This is a genomic window from Pseudomonas shahriarae (assembly GCF_014268455.2).
Taxonomy (GTDB): domain Bacteria; phylum Pseudomonadota; class Gammaproteobacteria; order Pseudomonadales; family Pseudomonadaceae; genus Aquipseudomonas; species Aquipseudomonas shahriarae.
In genome coordinates this window covers 324,458-342,470 of record NZ_CP077085.1, presented here as the reverse complement: position 1 = coordinate 342,470, position 18,013 = coordinate 324,458, and the positions used below count along the sequence as shown (strand labels likewise).

The window sequence follows — 18,013 nt, the reverse complement described above, 5'->3', positions numbered from 1 at the left end:
CAAACCCTGCCCGTTAAGTCCACCCACATAAAACTCGCAAACAACAAGGAAAGTTCCCACCCCGAACAGTAAGTTCAACTGCAGCATTTCCCTTCCTGCAAAAAAACCTTATACAACTCAGAAAGTATTTGAACACTTAACCAAGTGATTATTCTTTAATTGGTCTTGGCACTTCATTCGAAAGCGTAGGCACAGGCTTGGGCATAGCTGTGGACGACGCGCGCTCCAACAAGAATAGGATGCTTTGTCACTACCTGTTGCTTGCCGGGCAACGAAGTACTCGCCAACAACCCACGCTTGGTTCTAAACAAACTTTTTATTTGAGTCGACATAACGACTTATAGGCATTAACCATGTTTCAACTACAAGAACTACTTAGACATAAAAAACAACAACTACATGAACATCCGATATTCCTGGAAATCAATTCTTTCCCGCAACTACAACACTTTATGCAAAACCATGTGTTCGCCGTCTGGGACTTCATGACCCTGACCAAACGCCTGCAACAGGACCTGACCTGCATCCGCCTGCCCTGGCTGCCGCCGACAGACCCACAGGCCGCGCGGCTGATCAACGAAATTGTCCTGGACGAGGAATCAGACCAGCGCCAGGGCGTCGGGCACAGCAGTCACTTCGAACTGTATCTGGAGGCCATGCGCGAGGTGGGAGCCTGCACCATCACCATCGAACGATTCATCGCGTTGCAGCGTGAGGGAGCAAGCGTCGACAGCGCCTTGGCACAGATCACCATTGATCCTGCGGTAGAGCGCTTTGTGCGGCACACCCTGGACGTCGCCTTGAACGCACCGACCCATTGTGTCGCCGCGACCTTCCTGCATGGCCGCGAAAGTGTCATCCCGGCGATGTTCAAGCGCCTCCTGGAAGGCTGCGATGTCGCTCATCGGCAAGCCCCCAGCTTGTGCTATTACCTGCAGCGGCACATCGAGCTGGACGCCCAGGGTCATGAACCGGCCGCAGAACACCTGCTACAGCGGCTGATCCAGGCAGATCCCCTGCGCGAACAACAGGCCTGGAATGCTGCCATCAGCGCCGTAGAGAGCCGCATCGCCCTGTGGGACGGCCTGCGCCGGCACGCAGGATGCCAGGAGGTGAGCCTGTGACCGCTGCCGACTACCGCTCATTCGCGACCGACTGGGAGCAGCAGGCGACCATCCGTACTCGCCCGCGTCGCCTGCTGGAAGATGACGACAAGTTGATCTATCCCCTATGTCGTCAACCGTTGGTGCTCAGTGCAGGCTTTCTGGAGCATTGTCCGCAGTGGCGCGAGTTTGTCCTGGTGCAGACGTTCTACAAATTCATCAACGACGTGGTGATCTTTGAAACCGAGATCGTCGATAAAACCGCGAGGAGCATCGCCAAGAATCGCTTTTCAATCCCCTTCCCTGTGGCCTGCCGCTACGCCGCCATGACCGTGGTGGTCGATGAGGATTACCACGCCCTCGTTGCCCTGGACTTCATGCAGCAAACGCAGGAGAAGACGGGTATTGCGCCGCTGGCGCTACCTGCGGCCATCGAGTTGAGCCGTGCCATACCCAGCGCGCAGGCCCGCGTACCGGCACATCTGCGTGATGCCGTGGAGCTGATCGGCGTGGCGATTGCCGAGAACACAGTCACCCATGACGTGGCGGCGTTTGCCAAGGATGACAGCGTCAAACAGTCGGTAAGGGGGTTGATGGCCGACCATCTGGCTGATGAGGGCCGCCACGCCAGCTTCTGGACCGGCCTGGTGCGGCTCTACTGGCAAACGGCAAGCGAAGCAGACCGCCACTGTCTCGCCCAGATGCTGCCGATCTTCCTGCAGCACTATTTGACCAGTGACCTGCAAAGGGACTTCGACCTGCTGTTGATCGACCATCTGGATATCAGTCCCTCCGTCCGCGAAGCTTTGCGGGTCGAGGTAAATGCCCTGGCCTTTCCCATCACCCGCCAGCACCCGCTGATCAGCAACATCATGGGTTTCCTGCGCCGCAGCGGGCTGCTGCAAACACCCTGCGTCGCCCAGGCGATGAGCGCGTATCTGCCCGTATCCGGGAGCCCGTCATGAGACGCCTAGGGATTAGGCCGGTCGGTACCAGTACGGCCTTGCACGAGCTGACGCAGGCACTGGAACCCTATGGTCATGACCTTGGTGCGCAGGAGCCGGCCATCGACTTGCTGATTGAAGACGGCACTCAGCCCGTCGCCCAGGATTCGCCCGGCATGGTCGTGATGAGCCTGCGCCTGGCCATCGGCCCCTTGAGCGAGTGCGGCCTGCCGGCCCTGCAAATACGCTGCTATGACCGCGTATCGCAACTGCTGGCCGTGCTGGATGTAGCACCGCCAGCCTGCGGCAACGGTCAACAACTGCGACGCCAGGCGGTGACACAGTTGGTCGAGTGGATTGTGCGGCAGGTCAGCGGCTTCGCGCGCAACCCCGGACATTTTGCCCAACGTGCGAGCGCCTCCCCCCTTCCAGAGCAAAGCCTGCAAGGCCTGGAGGGGCTGGCCTACCTGCATCGCCTTAACCGGACCGATGAGCCGGCGCTGCTGCAAAAAGCCCGGACGCCGCTGGTCAAACAGTTGGAGCACAGCTTGCGGGTCTTCGCCGATAGGCCGGCCCTGGAGATCGCCGGCCTCAGCCTGAGTTATCGACGCCTGTTGCGGCACAGCCTGGCGATCCAGCAGGTTTTGCGGCCGTTGCTCGGGCCTGGGCAGGTGCCCGTGGTCGGTATTTGCCTGGGCAAGTCGGTTGAGTTGTATGCCAGCATTCTGGCGATTCTTGGCTGCGGCGCGGTCTATCTGCCATTGGAGCCGGGCCATCCGCTGCCGCGCCAGCGGGCCATGCTGGAGAATGCAGGGGCCACGGTGTTGCTCGATGACGGCCAACATCCGTTGCGCGAGCATTTCACTGGGGTGGATGTCAGCGGCATAGACAGCCGGCACATGGACGAGCGCTGCCCCCTGGCCCTGACGTTACCCTCGATTGATAGCGCCAGCATGGTGCTCTACACCTCCGGCACCACCGGCCAGCCCAAGGGCGTTTTGCTCAGCCAGCAGAACCTGGCCCATTTCTCGGCGTGGTACAGCCAGTATGTCGAGCTCAGTGAGCACAGCCGCGTACTGCAATTTTCTTCCTTGAGTTTTGACTCTTCACTGATCGACCTTTTTCCGGCCCTGAGCCAGGGCGCGACCCTGATTGTTCCCAGCGAAGAACAGCGTCGCGACCCTCGCCAGTTGGTGGAACTGATCCGGCAACGGCGCATCACCCATGCCTTCCTGCCACCTGCGCTGTTGAGCCTGCTGCCGATGGATCGGCCGCTGGGCCTGGAGCACCTGCTGACCGGCGGTGATATCTGTGAGCCCCATGTCATTGAGCAAATGGCCGGGCAATGCGCCCTGCACAACCTGTATGGCCCGACAGAGGCCACGGTGCTGGTCAGCTGCCGGCGGATGCGGGCTGACGACAGCAATCTCAACCTCGGCATGCCCATCGCCAACAGTCAGGTGCTGATCCTCGACGAGCAGCGCCGACCGGTTGAGGATCAGGTGGTTGGCGAGCTGTACATCGCAGGCCCTGGAGTAAGCCTTGGGTATGTGAACCAGCCACGGCAGACCGCCGAGCACTTTGTGCACCTTGCGCTGCCTGATGGCCGAACCCTGCGCACCTATCGCACGGGAGACATGGCGAAATGGACTGCAGAGGGCATCGAACTGGTCGGGCGCCAGGACCAGCAGGTGAAGATCCGCGGTTTTCGGGTCGAACCCCAGGAGATTGAGCAGTGTTTGCGCGCCAGCCAGTTGTTTCGCCAGGTGGCGGTGGTGATTAACCGTGAGCGAAGAATTCTCGTGTTCGTGGCACACGCTGATCCCAGCTATTCGGGCGCGGCCCTGGCAGCGCTCAAGCAACACGCCAGGCAAACGCTGCCGGACTATATGCAGCCGACCGTATTCACTGAGTTGACGAGCCTGCCCTATGGCAGCAATGGCAAAGTTGATCGCCAGGCATTACAGGCACTGGTCGTGCAGGCCGTCTCGGATAACCCCCATTGCCTCCCCCAAACGCCGGTGGAAGCGCAATTGCTGGACCTGTGGAGTGAGCTGCTGGGGTTGCCGGTCAACGAGATCTCGACTGACGACAGTTTTTTCCATCTCGGCGGTCACTCCATTCTGCTTTCGACCATGCTCCTGCGGATTCGCGAGTTGTACGGACGCAGCCTGCCCCTCAACCGGTTTATCGAAGCGCCAACGGTGCAGACACTCGCGGCGTTGATGGGCGACAGCGCGCCGGGGACGGCGCCCACCGCCCGGGCGATAAGCGATGCACTACGCCCGCTGGATATCCCCGTGCTGCCAGGGGCGCGTGCCGGTGATCGCCACAAGGCTATCGTGACCGGCGCCAACAGCTTTTTGGGTATACATATCGTCGAAGCCTTGCTGGTGGCCGGAGCGACAGAAGTCGCCTGCCTGGTTCGCGAAAACCCAGGACAATCGGCCGCCATACGGTTTGCCGACGCCATGCGTGAATACCGCCTGGAACACCTGGACCTGAGCCGCGTACGGGTATACACCGCTGACCTGCGCCAACCTCGTTTAGGCCTGGAGGCACAGGTCTATGAACGCCTCGCCCGCCAGTTCGGGGTGCTGGTACACAGCGCGGCCCACGTCAATCACGTCATGGACTACGCATCGCTGGCCAAGGACAACGTGGAGCCGGTCATTGAATGCCTGCGCCTGTGCGAAACCCATTGCAAGAAAGTGCTCAATTTCGTCTCCACACTATCCGCGTCGAGTAGCGTTGGGGCCGACGGGCAAGTGCTTGAAGCGCCGGCGGCAAGCACCCCACCGCTGTACATCAAGAACGGCTACAACCTGTCCAAATGGGTGGCCGAACGTCTATTGGGGCGTGCCGCCGGACAAGGTGCCTGGATCAATATCTATCGACCCGGGAACATCAGTTTCAATAGCCACAACGGTGTCTGCCAACCCCACAAGAACCGCCTGCTGCTGATGCTCAAGGGATCGCTGCAGCTGGGCCGGGTGCCACGCCTGGGCTTGAACTTCGACCTGATGCCGGTGGATTTCCTGGCACGGTTCATTGCCTTCCACAGTGGCAACTACGTTGCCGAGCGTAGCGTCTTCAACCTGCACAATCCGCAGCCCCTGAGGTGGGAAACCTACGTGGAGTCGTTTCGCCAGGCAGGTCATGCGTTCGAGTTGGTGAGCGTCGCGGATTGGCAGCACCATCTGCGCGAAGTAGGTCGCGAGAATGCCCTTTTCGGTGTGCTCGGGTTCTACCTCAATGGGCTGGGAGAAGACATCGGCGATATTTCGATGATTCGCCATGAGAACGCACGCCATGGCGTCGAACAAATGGGTGTGCAGTATCCCGAAAAAGCACCCGAGTTATTACGCAGAGGATGCCAATACCTCAATGCCATCGGCTTTCTGTGACCCCCGCCTTCAGGAAATACTTATGAGACAGCTGCAACCCGATACGTTGATCAAAAACCCCCTGGGCAGGCCTGTGGTGTCATCTGTGGTGATTGCCTGCAGCGCCGATGAGCTATGGGCGGTCGTGGGGCGTTTCGAGGGATTTGACGCGTTCATTCCTGCCCTCGCCCGTATCAGCATGACGGGCAGCGGGGTGGGATCGCTACGCAAGAAATGGTTCCACGATGGCAATATCGTCGTGGAACAGCTCAACAGCCACGATGCGCGGACGATGCACATGACGTGGACGACGATCTATAACACCTTGGGCGTGGCCCGACTGTGGGCGGCAATGGCTGTTGAGTCGCTTGAGGGGCAACAAGCGCGGGCGACCTGGACCATCATCGCCGAGCCCGTTGATGCCCGCGATAAAAAGGGGTTTGAACAGTTTATCCAGGACTTCGCCGACAGTGCGCTGGATAACGTACGCCGGTTGCTTGGCTGAAAAAAATGGCGCAGTGCACTGCTGCACTGCGCCACATTTACCCCGTGGTGATCAGATCTTGAAACTGTCGACCAACTGCTTCAAGCGATTGGCTTGTTGTGACAGCGCGTCACAGTCTTTCAAGGTCTCGTTGAGGTTGGCCACACCTTGCTGGTTCAGCAGGTTGATCTGGTTGATATCAACATTGAGGGTTTCCACCACGGCAGTCTGTTCCTCAGTGGCTGCCGCCACCGATTGGTTCATGCCATCAATCTCGACGATTCGCTGGGTCACGCTGATCAAGCGCTCACCGGCCTGGTTGGCAACCTCGACACTTTCTTCGCTGGACACCTGACTGGCGTTCATTGTGGTGACCGCTTCGCGTGAACCGATCTGCAACGAGGTGATCATCTTGTGGATCTCCTCCGCCGATTCCTGGGTACGGTGAGCCAGGTTGCGCACCTCGTCGGCGACCACGGCAAAGCCACGGCCGGCTTCACCGGCACGGGCCGCTTCAATGGCGGCATTGAGGGCCAGCAGGTTGGTTTGCTGAGAGATGCCTTTGATCACATCAAGAATGTGGCCAATGTTGTCGGTACTGGCATTCAAGGTTTCGATCTGCGTGCAGGACAAGCTGATCTTCTGCGACAGCTCGGACATCGCCAGGATGGTTTTCTCTACCACCTGGCGACCGTCATCGGCTTGCTCGCTGGCGCCACTGGCGTGTTGCGAGGCGTCAGCGGCGTTACGGGCGATTTCCTGGGTGGCGGCACCCAGTTCGTTAATGGCCGCAGCAACGCTGTTGGTACGGGCGCTCTGTTCGTCGGAGCCGATGATCGAGGCGTTGGACGATGCCATCACGCGCTGGGAAAGATCGTGTACATGCCTGGTCGCCGAGGACACTTCGCTGATCGAGGCATGGATACGCTCGACAAACTGGTTGAACGCACTACCCAGCTCGCCGAATTCATCTTTGCTTTCCACGACCAGGCGGCGGGTCAGGTCACCCTCGCCTTGAGCAATGTCCTGCATCGCGCGGCCCATGGTGGTCAGTGGGCGCATCAGCACCTGGATCAACAGGCTCAGCAACACGGCAATCGCTGTGACGGCAATAAACATCGCGATCAAAGCGGAGGTGCGGAATTTACCCAGGGGGGCGTAGGCTTTGTCTTTGTCGATCGACAGGCCTATGTACCAATCTGCACCCGGCAAGCCGCTGATCGGGGTGAAGGACAGGATGCGGTCCTGACCATTGAGGACGACATCCTGATTAACCTTCTCAATCCGGACACCGCTGCCTGGATAGATATCCTTGAGGTTTTTCATTACCTGCTCTTGGTCAGGGCTGACGATTACCTGCCCATCGCCGCTGACCAGGAACGCGTGGCCAATCCCGCCGAAGTCCACCGAGTTGATGATTTTCACCAGGGTTTGCAGGCTCAAGTCACCACCCACTACACCCAGCAGCTCACCATTTTTCTTGACCGGCATCGCGATGGTGACGATCAAACCACCGACGGCGGCCATATAAGGCGGCGTCAGCATGGGTTTGTCGGCAGCGACCGCTTGCTTGTACCACGGGCGCTGACGCGGATCGTAGCCTTCAGGCATTTTCGCGTCAGGACGCTGAGTGAAGACACCGTTGGTTGAGCCAACGTAGGTGAACTGGAAGTTCGAGGTGAACGCCGGTTGATCAACCAGGCCGGGGAGGTCGGCGTTGGCGCCTTGATGAGCAACGTTCTGCGCGAGATTCTCCAGGACCAGTATCCGGCCACTGAGCCAGTTCTGCACACTGCTGGCAGTCAGGTCACCCGACTGCTCAATAGATGACTCCAGATTTTGCCTGATGGTGTTGCGCTGCAGGTAGTCGTTGTACAACGTAAACAGCGCGAAGGCCAAAACCACAACGCCTGACGCGGCCAACAGAATTTTATGACTGAACTTGAGATTCATTTCATCGACTTCTTTTTGCCAAAAGGGGGTGAGCGTGCCGAATGCAACGTTCCATGTACGGTATAGGCGGACTCTACGACCGCTCTATTTCGGTGCACGCATGGCTCATCAGGCTTTCGGCCAAGGTTGGATAAATCTTAGGAATTTGTGGGATACATCTTCTTTTTATGCAGGAAACTGACAGGCGGTCAGCAGAGGACACATAAGCCCCCAAAACGACAAAACCCCCGTCTGCGTTAACAGACGGGGGTTTCGGAATTTGATCTTGACGATGACCTACTCTCACATGGGGAAACCCCACACTACCATCGGCGATGCATCGTTTCACTGCTGAGTTCGGGATGGGATCAGGTGGTTCCAATGCTCTATGGTCGTCAAGAAATTCTGTGTACCAGAGCGTTGCACTAGCAACGGTTCGGTGAAATTCATGGACTTCTACATAAACAAAACCCCTGTTTGCGTTAGCAAACAGGGGTTTCGGAATTTAATCTTGACGATGACCTACTCTCACATGGGGAAACCCCACACTACCATCGGCGATGCATCGTTTCACTACTGAGTTCGGGATGGGATCAGGTGGTTCCAATGCTCTATGGTCGTCAAGAAATTCGGGTACTGAGTCGTGACCAGATGGTCTCGCTTCAGCAAATTGGGTATGTGACAGCTTTCGGTATTTTGTGAGATTCGAACTTTCGGTTCATTTCGTCTTCACACACCGCAATCTGATGCTTTTGCTTGTTTCCAAGTCAAGAGTAGTCAAATTGCTTGGGTGTTATATGGTCAAGCCTCACGGGCAATTAGTATTGGTTAGCTCAACGCCTCACAGCGCTTACACACCCAACCTATCAACGTCGTAGTCTTCGACGGCCCTTTAGGGAACTCAAGGTTCCAGTGAGATCTCATCTTGAGGCTAGTTTCCCGCTTAGATGCTTTCAGCGGTTATCTATTCCGAACATAGCTACCCGGCAATGCCACTGGCGTGACAACCGGAACACCAGAGGTTCGTCCACTCCGGTCCTCTCGTACTAGGAGCAGCCCCTCTCAAATCTCAAACGTCCACGGCAGATAGGGACCGAACTGTCTCACGACGTTCTAAACCCAGCTCGCGTACCACTTTAAATGGCGAACAGCCATACCCTTGGGACCGGCTTCAGCCCCAGGATGTGATGAGCCGACATCGAGGTGCCAAACACCGCCGTCGATATGAACTCTTGGGCGGTATCAGCCTGTTATCCCCGGAGTACCTTTTATCCGTTGAGCGATGGCCCTTCCATACAGAACCACCGGATCACTAAGACCTACTTTCGTACCTGCTCGACGTGTCTGTCTCGCAGTCAAGCGCGCTTTTGCCTTTATACTCTACGACCGATTTCCGACCGGTCTGAGCGCACCTTCGTACTCCTCCGTTACTCTTTAGGAGGAGACCGCCCCAGTCAAACTACCCACCATACACTGTCCTCGATCCGGATAACGGACCTGAGTTAGAACCTCAAAGTTGCCAGGGTGGTATTTCAAGGTTGGCTCCACGCGAACTGGCGTCCACGCTTCAAAGCCTCCCACCTATCCTACACAAGCAAATTCAAAGTCCAGTGCAAAGCTATAGTAAAGGTTCACGGGGTCTTTCCGTCTAGCCGCGGATACACTGCATCTTCACAGCGATTTCAATTTCACTGAGTCTCGGGTGGAGACAGCGCCGCCATCGTTACGCCATTCGTGCAGGTCGGAACTTACCCGACAAGGAATTTCGCTACCTTAGGACCGTTATAGTTACGGCCGCCGTTTACCGGGGCTTCGATCAAGAGCTTCGCGTTAGCTAACCCCATCAATTAACCTTCCGGCACCGGGCAGGCGTCACACCCTATACGTCCACTTTCGTGTTTGCAGAGTGCTGTGTTTTTAATAAACAGTCGCAGCGGCCTGGTATCTTCGACCGGCATGAGCTTACGGAGCAAGTCCTTCACCCTCACCGGCGCACCTTCTCCCGAAGTTACGGTGCCATTTTGCCTAGTTCCTTCACCCGAGTTCTCTCAAGCGCCTTGGTATTCTCTACCCAACCACCTGTGTCGGTTTGGGGTACGGTTCCTGGTTACCTGAAGCTTAGAAGCTTTTCTTGGAAGCATGGCATCAACCACTTCGTCATCTAAAAGATGACTCGTCATCAGCTCTCGGCCTTAGAATCCCGGATTTACCTAAGATTCCAGCCTACCACCTTAAACTTGGACAACCAACGCCAAGCTGGCCTAGCCTTCTCCGTCCCTCCATCGCAATAACCAGAAGTACAGGAATATTAACCTGTTTTCCATCGACTACGCTTTTCAGCCTCGCCTTAGGGACCGACTAACCCTGCGTCGATTAACGTTGCGCAGGAAACCTTGGTCTTTCGGCGTGGGTGTTTTTCACACCCATTGTCGTTACTCATGTCAGCATTCGCACTTCTGATACCTCCAGCAAGCTTCTCAACTCACCTTCACAGGCTTACAGAACGCTCCTCTACCGCATCACCCGAAGGTGATACCCGTAGCTTCGGTGTATGGTTTGAGCCCCGTTACATCTTCCGCGCAGGCCGACTCGACTAGTGAGCTATTACGCTTTCTTTAAAGGGTGGCTGCTTCTAAGCCAACCTCCTAGCTGTCTAAGCCTTCCCACATCGTTTCCCACTTAACCATAACTTTGGGACCTTAGCTGACGGTCTGGGTTGTTTCCCTTTTCACGACGGACGTTAGCACCCGCCGTGTGTCTCCCATGCTCGGCACTTGTAGGTATTCGGAGTTTGCATCGGTTTGGTAAGTCGGGATGACCCCCTAGCCGAAACAGTGCTCTACCCCCTACAGTGATACATGAGGCGCTACCTAAATAGCTTTCGAGGAGAACCAGCTATCTCCGAGCTTGATTAGCCTTTCACTCCGATCCACAGGTCATCCGCTAACTTTTCAACGGTAGTCGGTTCGGTCCTCCAGTTAGTGTTACCCAACCTTCAACCTGCCCATGGATAGATCGCCCGGTTTCGGGTCTATTCCCAGCGACTAGACGCCCTATTAAGACTCGCTTTCGCTACGCCTCCCCTATTCGGTTAAGCTCGCCACTGAAAATAAGTCGCTGACCCATTATACAAAAGGTACGCAGTCACCCAACAAAGTGGGCTCCCACTGCTTGTACGCATACGGTTTCAGGATCTATTTCACTCCCCTCTCCGGGGTTCTTTTCGCCTTTCCCTCACGGTACTAGTTCACTATCGGTCAGTCAGTAGTATTTAGCCTTGGAGGATGGTCCCCCCATATTCAGACAAAGTTTCTCGTGCTCCGTCCTACTCGATTTCATGACTAAGAGATTTTCGCGTACAGGGCTATCACCCACTATGGCCGCACTTTCCAGAGCGTTCCGCTAATCTCAAAGCCACTTAAGGGCTAGTCCCCGTTCGCTCGCCACTACTAAGGGAATCTCGGTTGATTTCTTTTCCTCAGGGTACTTAGATGTTTCAGTTCCCCTGGTTCGCCTCTTAAGCCTATGTATTCAGCTTAAGATAACCATCTTATGATGGCTGGGTTCCCCCATTCAGACATCTCCGGATCAAAGTCTGTTTGCCGACTCCCCGAAGCTTTTCGCAGGCTACCACGTCTTTCATCGCCTCTGACTGCCAAGGCATCCACCGTATGCGCTTCTTCACTTGACCATATAACCCCAAGCAATCTGGTTATACTGTGAAGACGACATTCGCCGAAAATTCGATAATACTCAATTTGAGTAACTCACAAATTTTACCTTAGCCTGATCCGTTACCAGTGAAAGTAACGTTCAGTCTATCTTTCTATCACATACCCAAATTTTTAAAGAACGATCTAATCAAAGACTAGAAATCAATATTCATTACCGAATATTCATTTCTAAACTCTAACAGCAGAAGCAGTTAATGGTGGAGCCAAGCGGGATCGAACCGCTGACCTCCTGCGTGCAAGGCAGGCGCTCTCCCAGCTGAGCTATGGCCCCATAACAAAATTGGTGGGTCTGGGCAGATTCGAACTGCCGACCTCACCCTTATCAGGGGTGCGCTCTAACCAACTGAGCTACAGACCCAATTTCGAGCGCAACTGATTAGCTAAGAGCTATCAGCTTGGAGCTTAAAGCTGCTTCTATCGTCTTCTTCAATGAATCAAGCAATTCGTGTGGGAACTTATGGAGCAGCTGATGTCGTCGATTAAGGAGGTGATCCAGCCGCAGGTTCCCCTACGGCTACCTTGTTACGACTTCACCCCAGTCATGAATCACACCGTGGTAACCGTCCTCCCGAAGGTTAGACTAGCTACTTCTGGTGCAACCCACTCCCATGGTGTGACGGGCGGTGTGTACAAGGCCCGGGAACGTATTCACCGCGACATTCTGATTCGCGATTACTAGCGATTCCGACTTCACGCAGTCGAGTTGCAGACTGCGATCCGGACTACGATCGGTTTTGTGGGATTAGCTCCACCTCGCGGCTTGGCAACCCTCTGTACCGACCATTGTAGCACGTGTGTAGCCCAGGCCGTAAGGGCCATGATGACTTGACGTCATCCCCACCTTCCTCCGGTTTGTCACCGGCAGTCTCCTTAGAGTGCCCACCATTACGTGCTGGTAACTAAGGACAAGGGTTGCGCTCGTTACGGGACTTAACCCAACATCTCACGACACGAGCTGACGACAGCCATGCAGCACCTGTCTCAATGTTCCCGAAGGCACCAATCTATCTCTAGAAAGTTCATTGGATGTCAAGGCCTGGTAAGGTTCTTCGCGTTGCTTCGAATTAAACCACATGCTCCACCGCTTGTGCGGGCCCCCGTCAATTCATTTGAGTTTTAACCTTGCGGCCGTACTCCCCAGGCGGTCAACTTAATGCGTTAGCTGCGCCACTAAGAGCTCAAGGCTCCCAACGGCTAGTTGACATCGTTTACGGCGTGGACTACCAGGGTATCTAATCCTGTTTGCTCCCCACGCTTTCGCACCTCAGTGTCAGTATCAGTCCAGGTGGTCGCCTTCGCCACTGGTGTTCCTTCCTATATCTACGCATTTCACCGCTACACAGGAAATTCCACCACCCTCTACCATACTCTAGTCAGTCAGTTTTGAATGCAGTTCCCAGGTTGAGCCCGGGGATTTCACATCCAACTTAACTAACCACCTACGCGCGCTTTACGCCCAGTAATTCCGATTAACGCTTGCACCCTCTGTATTACCGCGGCTGCTGGCACAGAGTTAGCCGGTGCTTATTCTGTCGGTAACGTCAAAATTGCAGAGTATTAATCTACAACCCTTCCTCCCAACTTAAAGTGCTTTACAATCCGAAGACCTTCTTCACACACGCGGCATGGCTGGATCAGGCTTTCGCCCATTGTCCAATATTCCCCACTGCTGCCTCCCGTAGGAGTCTGGACCGTGTCTCAGTTCCAGTGTGACTGATCATCCTCTCAGACCAGTTACGGATCGTCGCCTTGGTGAGCCATTACCCCACCAACTAGCTAATCCGACCTAGGCTCATCTGATAGCGCAAGGCCCGAAGGTCCCCTGCTTTCTCCCGTAGGACGTATGCGGTATTAGCGTCCGTTTCCGAACGTTATCCCCCACTACCAGGCAGATTCCTAGGCATTACTCACCCGTCCGCCGCTCTCAAGAGAAGCAAGCTTCTCTCTACCGCTCGACTTGCATGTGTTAGGCCTGCCGCCAGCGTTCAATCTGAGCCATGATCAAACTCTTCAGTTCAAACATCTTTGGGTTTTTAAGAAACCCTAAACTTGGCTCAGCAATCGTTGGTTACATCTTTGATTTCTCGCGGAGTAACTTGTGATGCTGATAATCTTGTTGACTATCAGTCTGACTCCACAAGCACCCACACGAATTGCTTGATTCAGTTGTTAAAGAGCGGTTGGTTAAGATCTTTCGTCTCAACCGAGGCGCGCATTCTACAGCAGCCTCATTTGCTGTCAAGTGATTATTTTCAGAAGTTTTCGAGGATTTCCTCAACAACTTCAACCACTTGCGCTTCCGATCTCTCGTTAGCGGGAGGCGAATTCTACAGCGTTACACGCTGCTGTCAACACCTCTTTTTCTCCGCTTTCGACCGAGAGGATCGAAACGTTAATAGAGCCAAACAACACTGCTCTACCAACTCCTTCTGGGCTTCGATGATCTGAAGCAACTCGCTGTCGAATTCTGCGTAACTCTTTGTTTACCAAGGAGTTTTCCGTTTCGACTGCGCCGGAAGTGGGGCGAATTATAGACTTCCAGAATCTGCCGTCAACCCTTAATTTTGCTTTTCTATCAATTAGTTACGATCGTTTAAAAAACAACCAACCTTTCTATATAGAAACCCCCTCTATATAGAAGAAACACCTCAAATGACCCCCGCCTCCTTTAAAGCCGCCACATGGGCCGCCCCCAATCCCAGTACCTGGCTTAGCACCTGAGCCGTATGTTCGCCCAGCAGAGGCGGCGCACTGCGATACTCCACCGGCGTCTTGGACAGCCGCATAGGGCTCCCCACCTGCGGCACCTTGCCTGCCAGCGGATGCGGCAACTCTATAGCCAACCCGCGCGCCTGCACTTGAGGATCGGCAAACACCTGCGCCAGATCATTGATCGGCCCACAGGGCACACCGACCTGCTCCAGTTGGCTCACCCACTCGGCGGTGGTCTTGAACACTGTGGCCTGGCGAATCAATGGAATGAGCACCGCCCGATTGGCCACCCGCAGCTTATTAGTAGCAAACCGCGGATCATCAGCCCACTGTGGCTGCCCGGCAACCTGGGCAAACTTGCGAAACTGACTGTCGTTACCCACGGTCAGGATGAAATCGCCGTCAGCGGTGGGAAAGTCCTGATACGGCACGATATTCGGATGTGCATTGCCCAGCCGCTTGGGCGATACACCCGTCGTCAGGTAATTCATCGCCTGATTAGCCAGGCAAGCCACCTGGACATCCAGCAACGCCATATCAATATGCTGGCCGCCACCATCATGGTCGCGGTGCGCCAACGCCGCCAGAATCGCCACCGTAGAGTAAAGCCCGGTCAAAATGTCGGTCAGTGCCACACCCACCTTGACCGGACCTTCGCCCTCATCACCCTCGGGACGCCCCGTCAGACTCATCAGCCCGCCCAACCCCTGGATCATAAAGTCATAGCCCGCGCGCGCCGCATACGGCCCGGTCTGGCCAAACCCTGTGATAGAGCAGTAGATCAGCTCCGGGTTGAGCTCCTTGAGCGACTCATAGTCCAGGCCATACGCCGCCAAACCGCCAACCTTGAAATTCTCGATCAAGATATCCGACTTCGCCGCGAGGTCCCGGACCAGCTTCTGCCCCTCCGGCCGGGTGAAGTCGATAGTCACCGACTCCTTATTACGGTTGGCCGATAAGTAGTAGGACGCCTCAGTGGTGTTCTCACCATAAGCGTCCTTAAGGAACGGCGGCCCCCAGGCGCGCGTATCGTCGCCACTGCCAGGTCGCTCGACCTTGATCACCTCGGCCCCGAGATCCGCAAGAATCTGCCCGGCCCAGGGCCCTGCCAGCACCCGTGACAAATCCAGTACCCGCAGATGCGATAGCGCGCCCATGGTCACACTCCTATTAATAGAACGCCTGGATACCAGTCTGTGCACGTCCGAGGATCAGCGCATGGACGTCATGCGTGCCTTCGTAGGTATTCACCACTTCCAGGTTGACCAGGTGCCGGGCGATCCCGAACTCATCGGAGATACCGTTGCCACCCAGCATGTCACGAGCCATACGGGCGATATCCAGGGATTTGCCGCAGGAGTTACGCTTCATGATCGAAGTGATCTCCACCGCCGCCGTTCCTTCATCCTTCATCCGCCCCAGACGCAGGCAACCCTGCAGGGCGAGAGTGATCTCGGTCTGCATATCGGCGAGCTTTTTCTGGATCAATTGTGTGGCAGCCAATGGACGCCCGAACTGCTGGCGATCAAGGGTGTACTGGCGCGCCGTGTGCCAGCAGAACTCCGCTGCCCCCAACGCGCCCCAGGAGATGCCGTAGCGCGCCGAGTTCAAGCAGGTGAACGGCCCTTTCAAGCCGCGCACATCGGGGAAGATGTTTTCTTCGGGAACGAACACGTTATCCATGACGATTTCGCCGGTGATCGAAGCGCGCAGGCCGACCTTGCCGTGAATCGCCGGGGCACTCAGGCCTTTCCAGCCCTTCTCCAGGACAAAACCACGGATATCGCCGGCGTCGTCCTTGCCCCAGACCACAAACACATCGGCAATCGGGCTGTTGGTGATCCACATCTTGCTGCCGGTAAGGCTGTAGCCGCCATCCACCTTGCGCGCACGGGTAATCATCGCGCCCGGGTCCGAACCGTGGTTGGGCTCGGTCAGGCCGAAACAACCAATCCACTCACCCGAGGCCAGCTTGGGCAGGTACTTCTGTTTTTGCGCCTCAGTACCGAACTCATTGATCGGCACCATGACGAGGGACGACTGCACGCTCATCATCGAGCGGTAGCCGGAGTCGACACGCTCCACTTCACGGGCAATCAAGCCGTAGCTGACGTAGTTCAAGCCACTGCCACCGTACTGCTCGGGGATCATCGCGCCGAGCAGGCCGGTCTCGCCCATTTCACGGAAAATTGCAGGATCGGTCTTTTCATGACGGAAGGCTTCCAGCACACGCGGTGCCAGCTTGTCCTGGGCAAATTGCTCAGCGCTGTCGCGCACCATGCGCTCTTCTTCTGTGAGCTGTTGATCCAGCAGCAGTGGATCGATCCAGTTGAAGCTTGCCTTACCGCCCATGAGTGAGTCCTCGCGAAGTAAATCAAAAGTCGTGCATGGAGCCTAGGCCGGACAGGCGAGGAGGGCAAACGAGGTTTTTGCATAGGCTTGTGCTAATTTCTCACTTCGTAATGATTGAAAAGGGCAAAACTGCTCTTTATTAGTGAGGCGACGGTACATGCGCAGGAAGATCCCCAGCACCACGGCCCTGGTCAGTTTTGAAGCGGCAGCCCGCCACGAGAGCTTTACCAAGGCCGCGCAGGAGCTATCCATTACCCAGGGCGCAATCTGCCGACAGATCGCCAGCCTCGAGGAGTTTTTGAGTGTCGAACTGTTTCGACGCTCGCGACGTGGTGTAAAGCTCACGGAAGCCGGGCTTTCCTATAGCCGGCGGGTCGCGACGCAACTAGATGCCGTGGAGCGCGACACTCTCTCAGTGATGGGCCAGCAGGGCGCCAATGTCATCGAGCTGGCAGTAGTGCCCACGTTCGGCACGCAGTGGCTGATCCCGCGCCTCAAGGACTTCCAGCAGCAACACCCCGAAGTCACGGTGAACCTGACCAACCGCACCCGCCCATTCCTGTTTGCCGATACGCAATTCGATGCCGCGGTCTATTTCGGCGATGCCGACTGGTCCGGGACCGAATCCCACCGACTGATGGGCGAAAACCCGGTTCCCGTTTGTAGCCCGCGATTGCTGGAGAACCGCTCGCACTTCAGCGCAGAGGAAATCGCCGAACTGCCGCTGCTACAGCAAACCACACGGCCCTACGCCTGGCGCCAGTGGTTCAACGCCCAGCAACTGAATATCCCCCGGGACATGACAGGCCCGCGTTACGAACTATTCTCCATGCTGTCCCAGGCGGCCATGCATGACATGGGCATTGCGCTGATCCCACCGTTCCTTATTCAACGCGAACTGGGCGAGAAGCAATTGGTGATCGCCAACCCGCAGGCGCTGACCAGCAGCAAGGCTTATTACTTGATGATTCCCGAGAGAAAGGTCGAATCCGCGTCGCTGCGCGCCTTTCGAGACTGGCTGGTTGATCAGGCACAACGCTACAGCCACCAGTTCTAGACGCCCGTGATATTTACTGACCTTGTAGTCAGATAATTTATAGCACTACAGATATAAATATATGTCGCCTTTAGACAGACTGTACCGATCAATGCAAAAATGACCTGAAAGCCAATAGCTATCAGCGCTACAGGGGTTATTCACCCCCCATGACCCGCTATTCATGACGACAATTGCAAAAATTGTCTTTTTTCGCCCGAAGCCTTTAAACACCTGTATTCAAAGAGGTTATTTCGGCACGTTGCGACAATCAGTCACAGGGTGACTTGTAGTTAATTTTTCGTCACCCGTCATAATCCCTTGAAGGCC

Annotated in this window: 8 protein-coding genes, 2 tRNA genes and 4 rRNA genes; 5 read left to right on the top strand and 9 right to left on the bottom strand. The window is 55.9% G+C overall.

What is annotated here, in order from left to right; all coding sequences use genetic code 11:
* The first annotated feature begins 353 nt into the window (after positions 1–353).
* Genes HU773_RS01590 through HU773_RS01575 form a run of 4 tightly spaced genes read left to right on the top strand, consistent with a single transcriptional unit; the run spans position 354 to position 5,938 of the window.
* On the top strand, positions 354–1,124 hold the full coding sequence (locus HU773_RS01590; protein WP_057957929.1) for a DUF3050 domain-containing protein: 771 nt from the start codon (positions 354–356) through the stop codon (positions 1,122–1,124).
* Positions 1,121–2,068 (top strand): diiron oxygenase, encoded by a 948-nt coding sequence (locus tag HU773_RS01585; RefSeq protein WP_120731171.1) that lies wholly within the window; start codon positions 1,121–1,123, stop codon positions 2,066–2,068. The genes HU773_RS01590 and HU773_RS01585 overlap by 4 nt, the downstream gene beginning before the upstream one ends.
* Complete coding sequence (locus tag HU773_RS01580) at positions 2,065–5,454, top strand: amino acid adenylation domain-containing protein (protein WP_186626322.1); 3,390 nt, start codon at positions 2,065–2,067, stop codon at positions 5,452–5,454. The genes HU773_RS01585 and HU773_RS01580 overlap by 4 nt, the downstream gene beginning before the upstream one ends.
* A gap of 22 nt (positions 5,455–5,476) precedes the next feature.
* Positions 5,477–5,938 carry an SRPBCC family protein gene (locus tag HU773_RS01575; protein WP_057957926.1) on the top strand — a complete coding sequence of 154 codons (462 nt, stop codon included), beginning with the start codon at positions 5,477–5,479 and terminating at the stop codon, positions 5,936–5,938.
* Between the two features lie 51 nt (positions 5,939–5,989).
* Here the strand turns inward: HU773_RS01575 and HU773_RS01570 are convergent, their stop codons facing one another.
* From HU773_RS01570 to HU773_RS01530, 9 genes are all read right to left on the bottom strand, one after another.
* Entirely contained in the window at positions 5,990–7,870 is a 1,881-nt protein-coding gene (locus HU773_RS01570; RefSeq protein WP_057441336.1) for a methyl-accepting chemotaxis protein, read from the bottom strand.
* 263 nt (positions 7,871–8,133) lie between these two features.
* Positions 8,134–8,249 (bottom strand): 5S ribosomal RNA (gene rrf, locus HU773_RS01565).
* Between the two features lie 109 nt (positions 8,250–8,358).
* A 5S ribosomal RNA gene (gene rrf, locus HU773_RS01560) occupies positions 8,359–8,474 on the bottom strand.
* A gap of 172 nt (positions 8,475–8,646) precedes the next feature.
* A 23S ribosomal RNA gene (locus HU773_RS01555) occupies positions 8,647–11,540 on the bottom strand.
* A gap of 238 nt (positions 11,541–11,778) precedes the next feature.
* A tRNA-Ala gene (locus HU773_RS01550) sits at positions 11,779–11,854 on the bottom strand.
* 10 nt (positions 11,855–11,864) lie between these two features.
* Positions 11,865–11,941 (bottom strand) — tRNA-Ile (locus tag HU773_RS01545).
* A 122-nt stretch (positions 11,942–12,063) separates the two neighbouring features.
* A 16S ribosomal RNA gene (locus HU773_RS01540) occupies positions 12,064–13,600 on the bottom strand.
* Together the 16S, 23S and 5S rRNA genes with 2 tRNA genes alongside form the textbook arrangement of a ribosomal RNA operon.
* 631 nt (positions 13,601–14,231) lie before the next feature.
* Complete coding sequence (locus HU773_RS01535) at positions 14,232–15,452, bottom strand: CaiB/BaiF CoA transferase family protein (protein ID WP_169960476.1); 1,221 nt, start codon at positions 15,450–15,452, stop codon at positions 14,232–14,234.
* Positions 15,453–15,465: 13 nt separating this feature from the next.
* A complete protein-coding gene (locus tag HU773_RS01530; protein WP_029290432.1) occupies positions 15,466–16,647 on the bottom strand; it encodes an acyl-CoA dehydrogenase in 1,182 nt (393 codons plus the stop codon).
* Between the two features lie 157 nt (positions 16,648–16,804).
* Here HU773_RS01530 and HU773_RS01525 point away from each other — a divergent pair, with 157 nt between their 5' ends.
* Positions 16,805–17,704 (top strand): LysR family transcriptional regulator, encoded by a 900-nt coding sequence (locus HU773_RS01525; RefSeq protein ID WP_057442148.1) that lies wholly within the window; start codon positions 16,805–16,807, stop codon positions 17,702–17,704.
* The last annotated feature ends 309 nt before the right edge of the window (positions 17,705–18,013 follow it).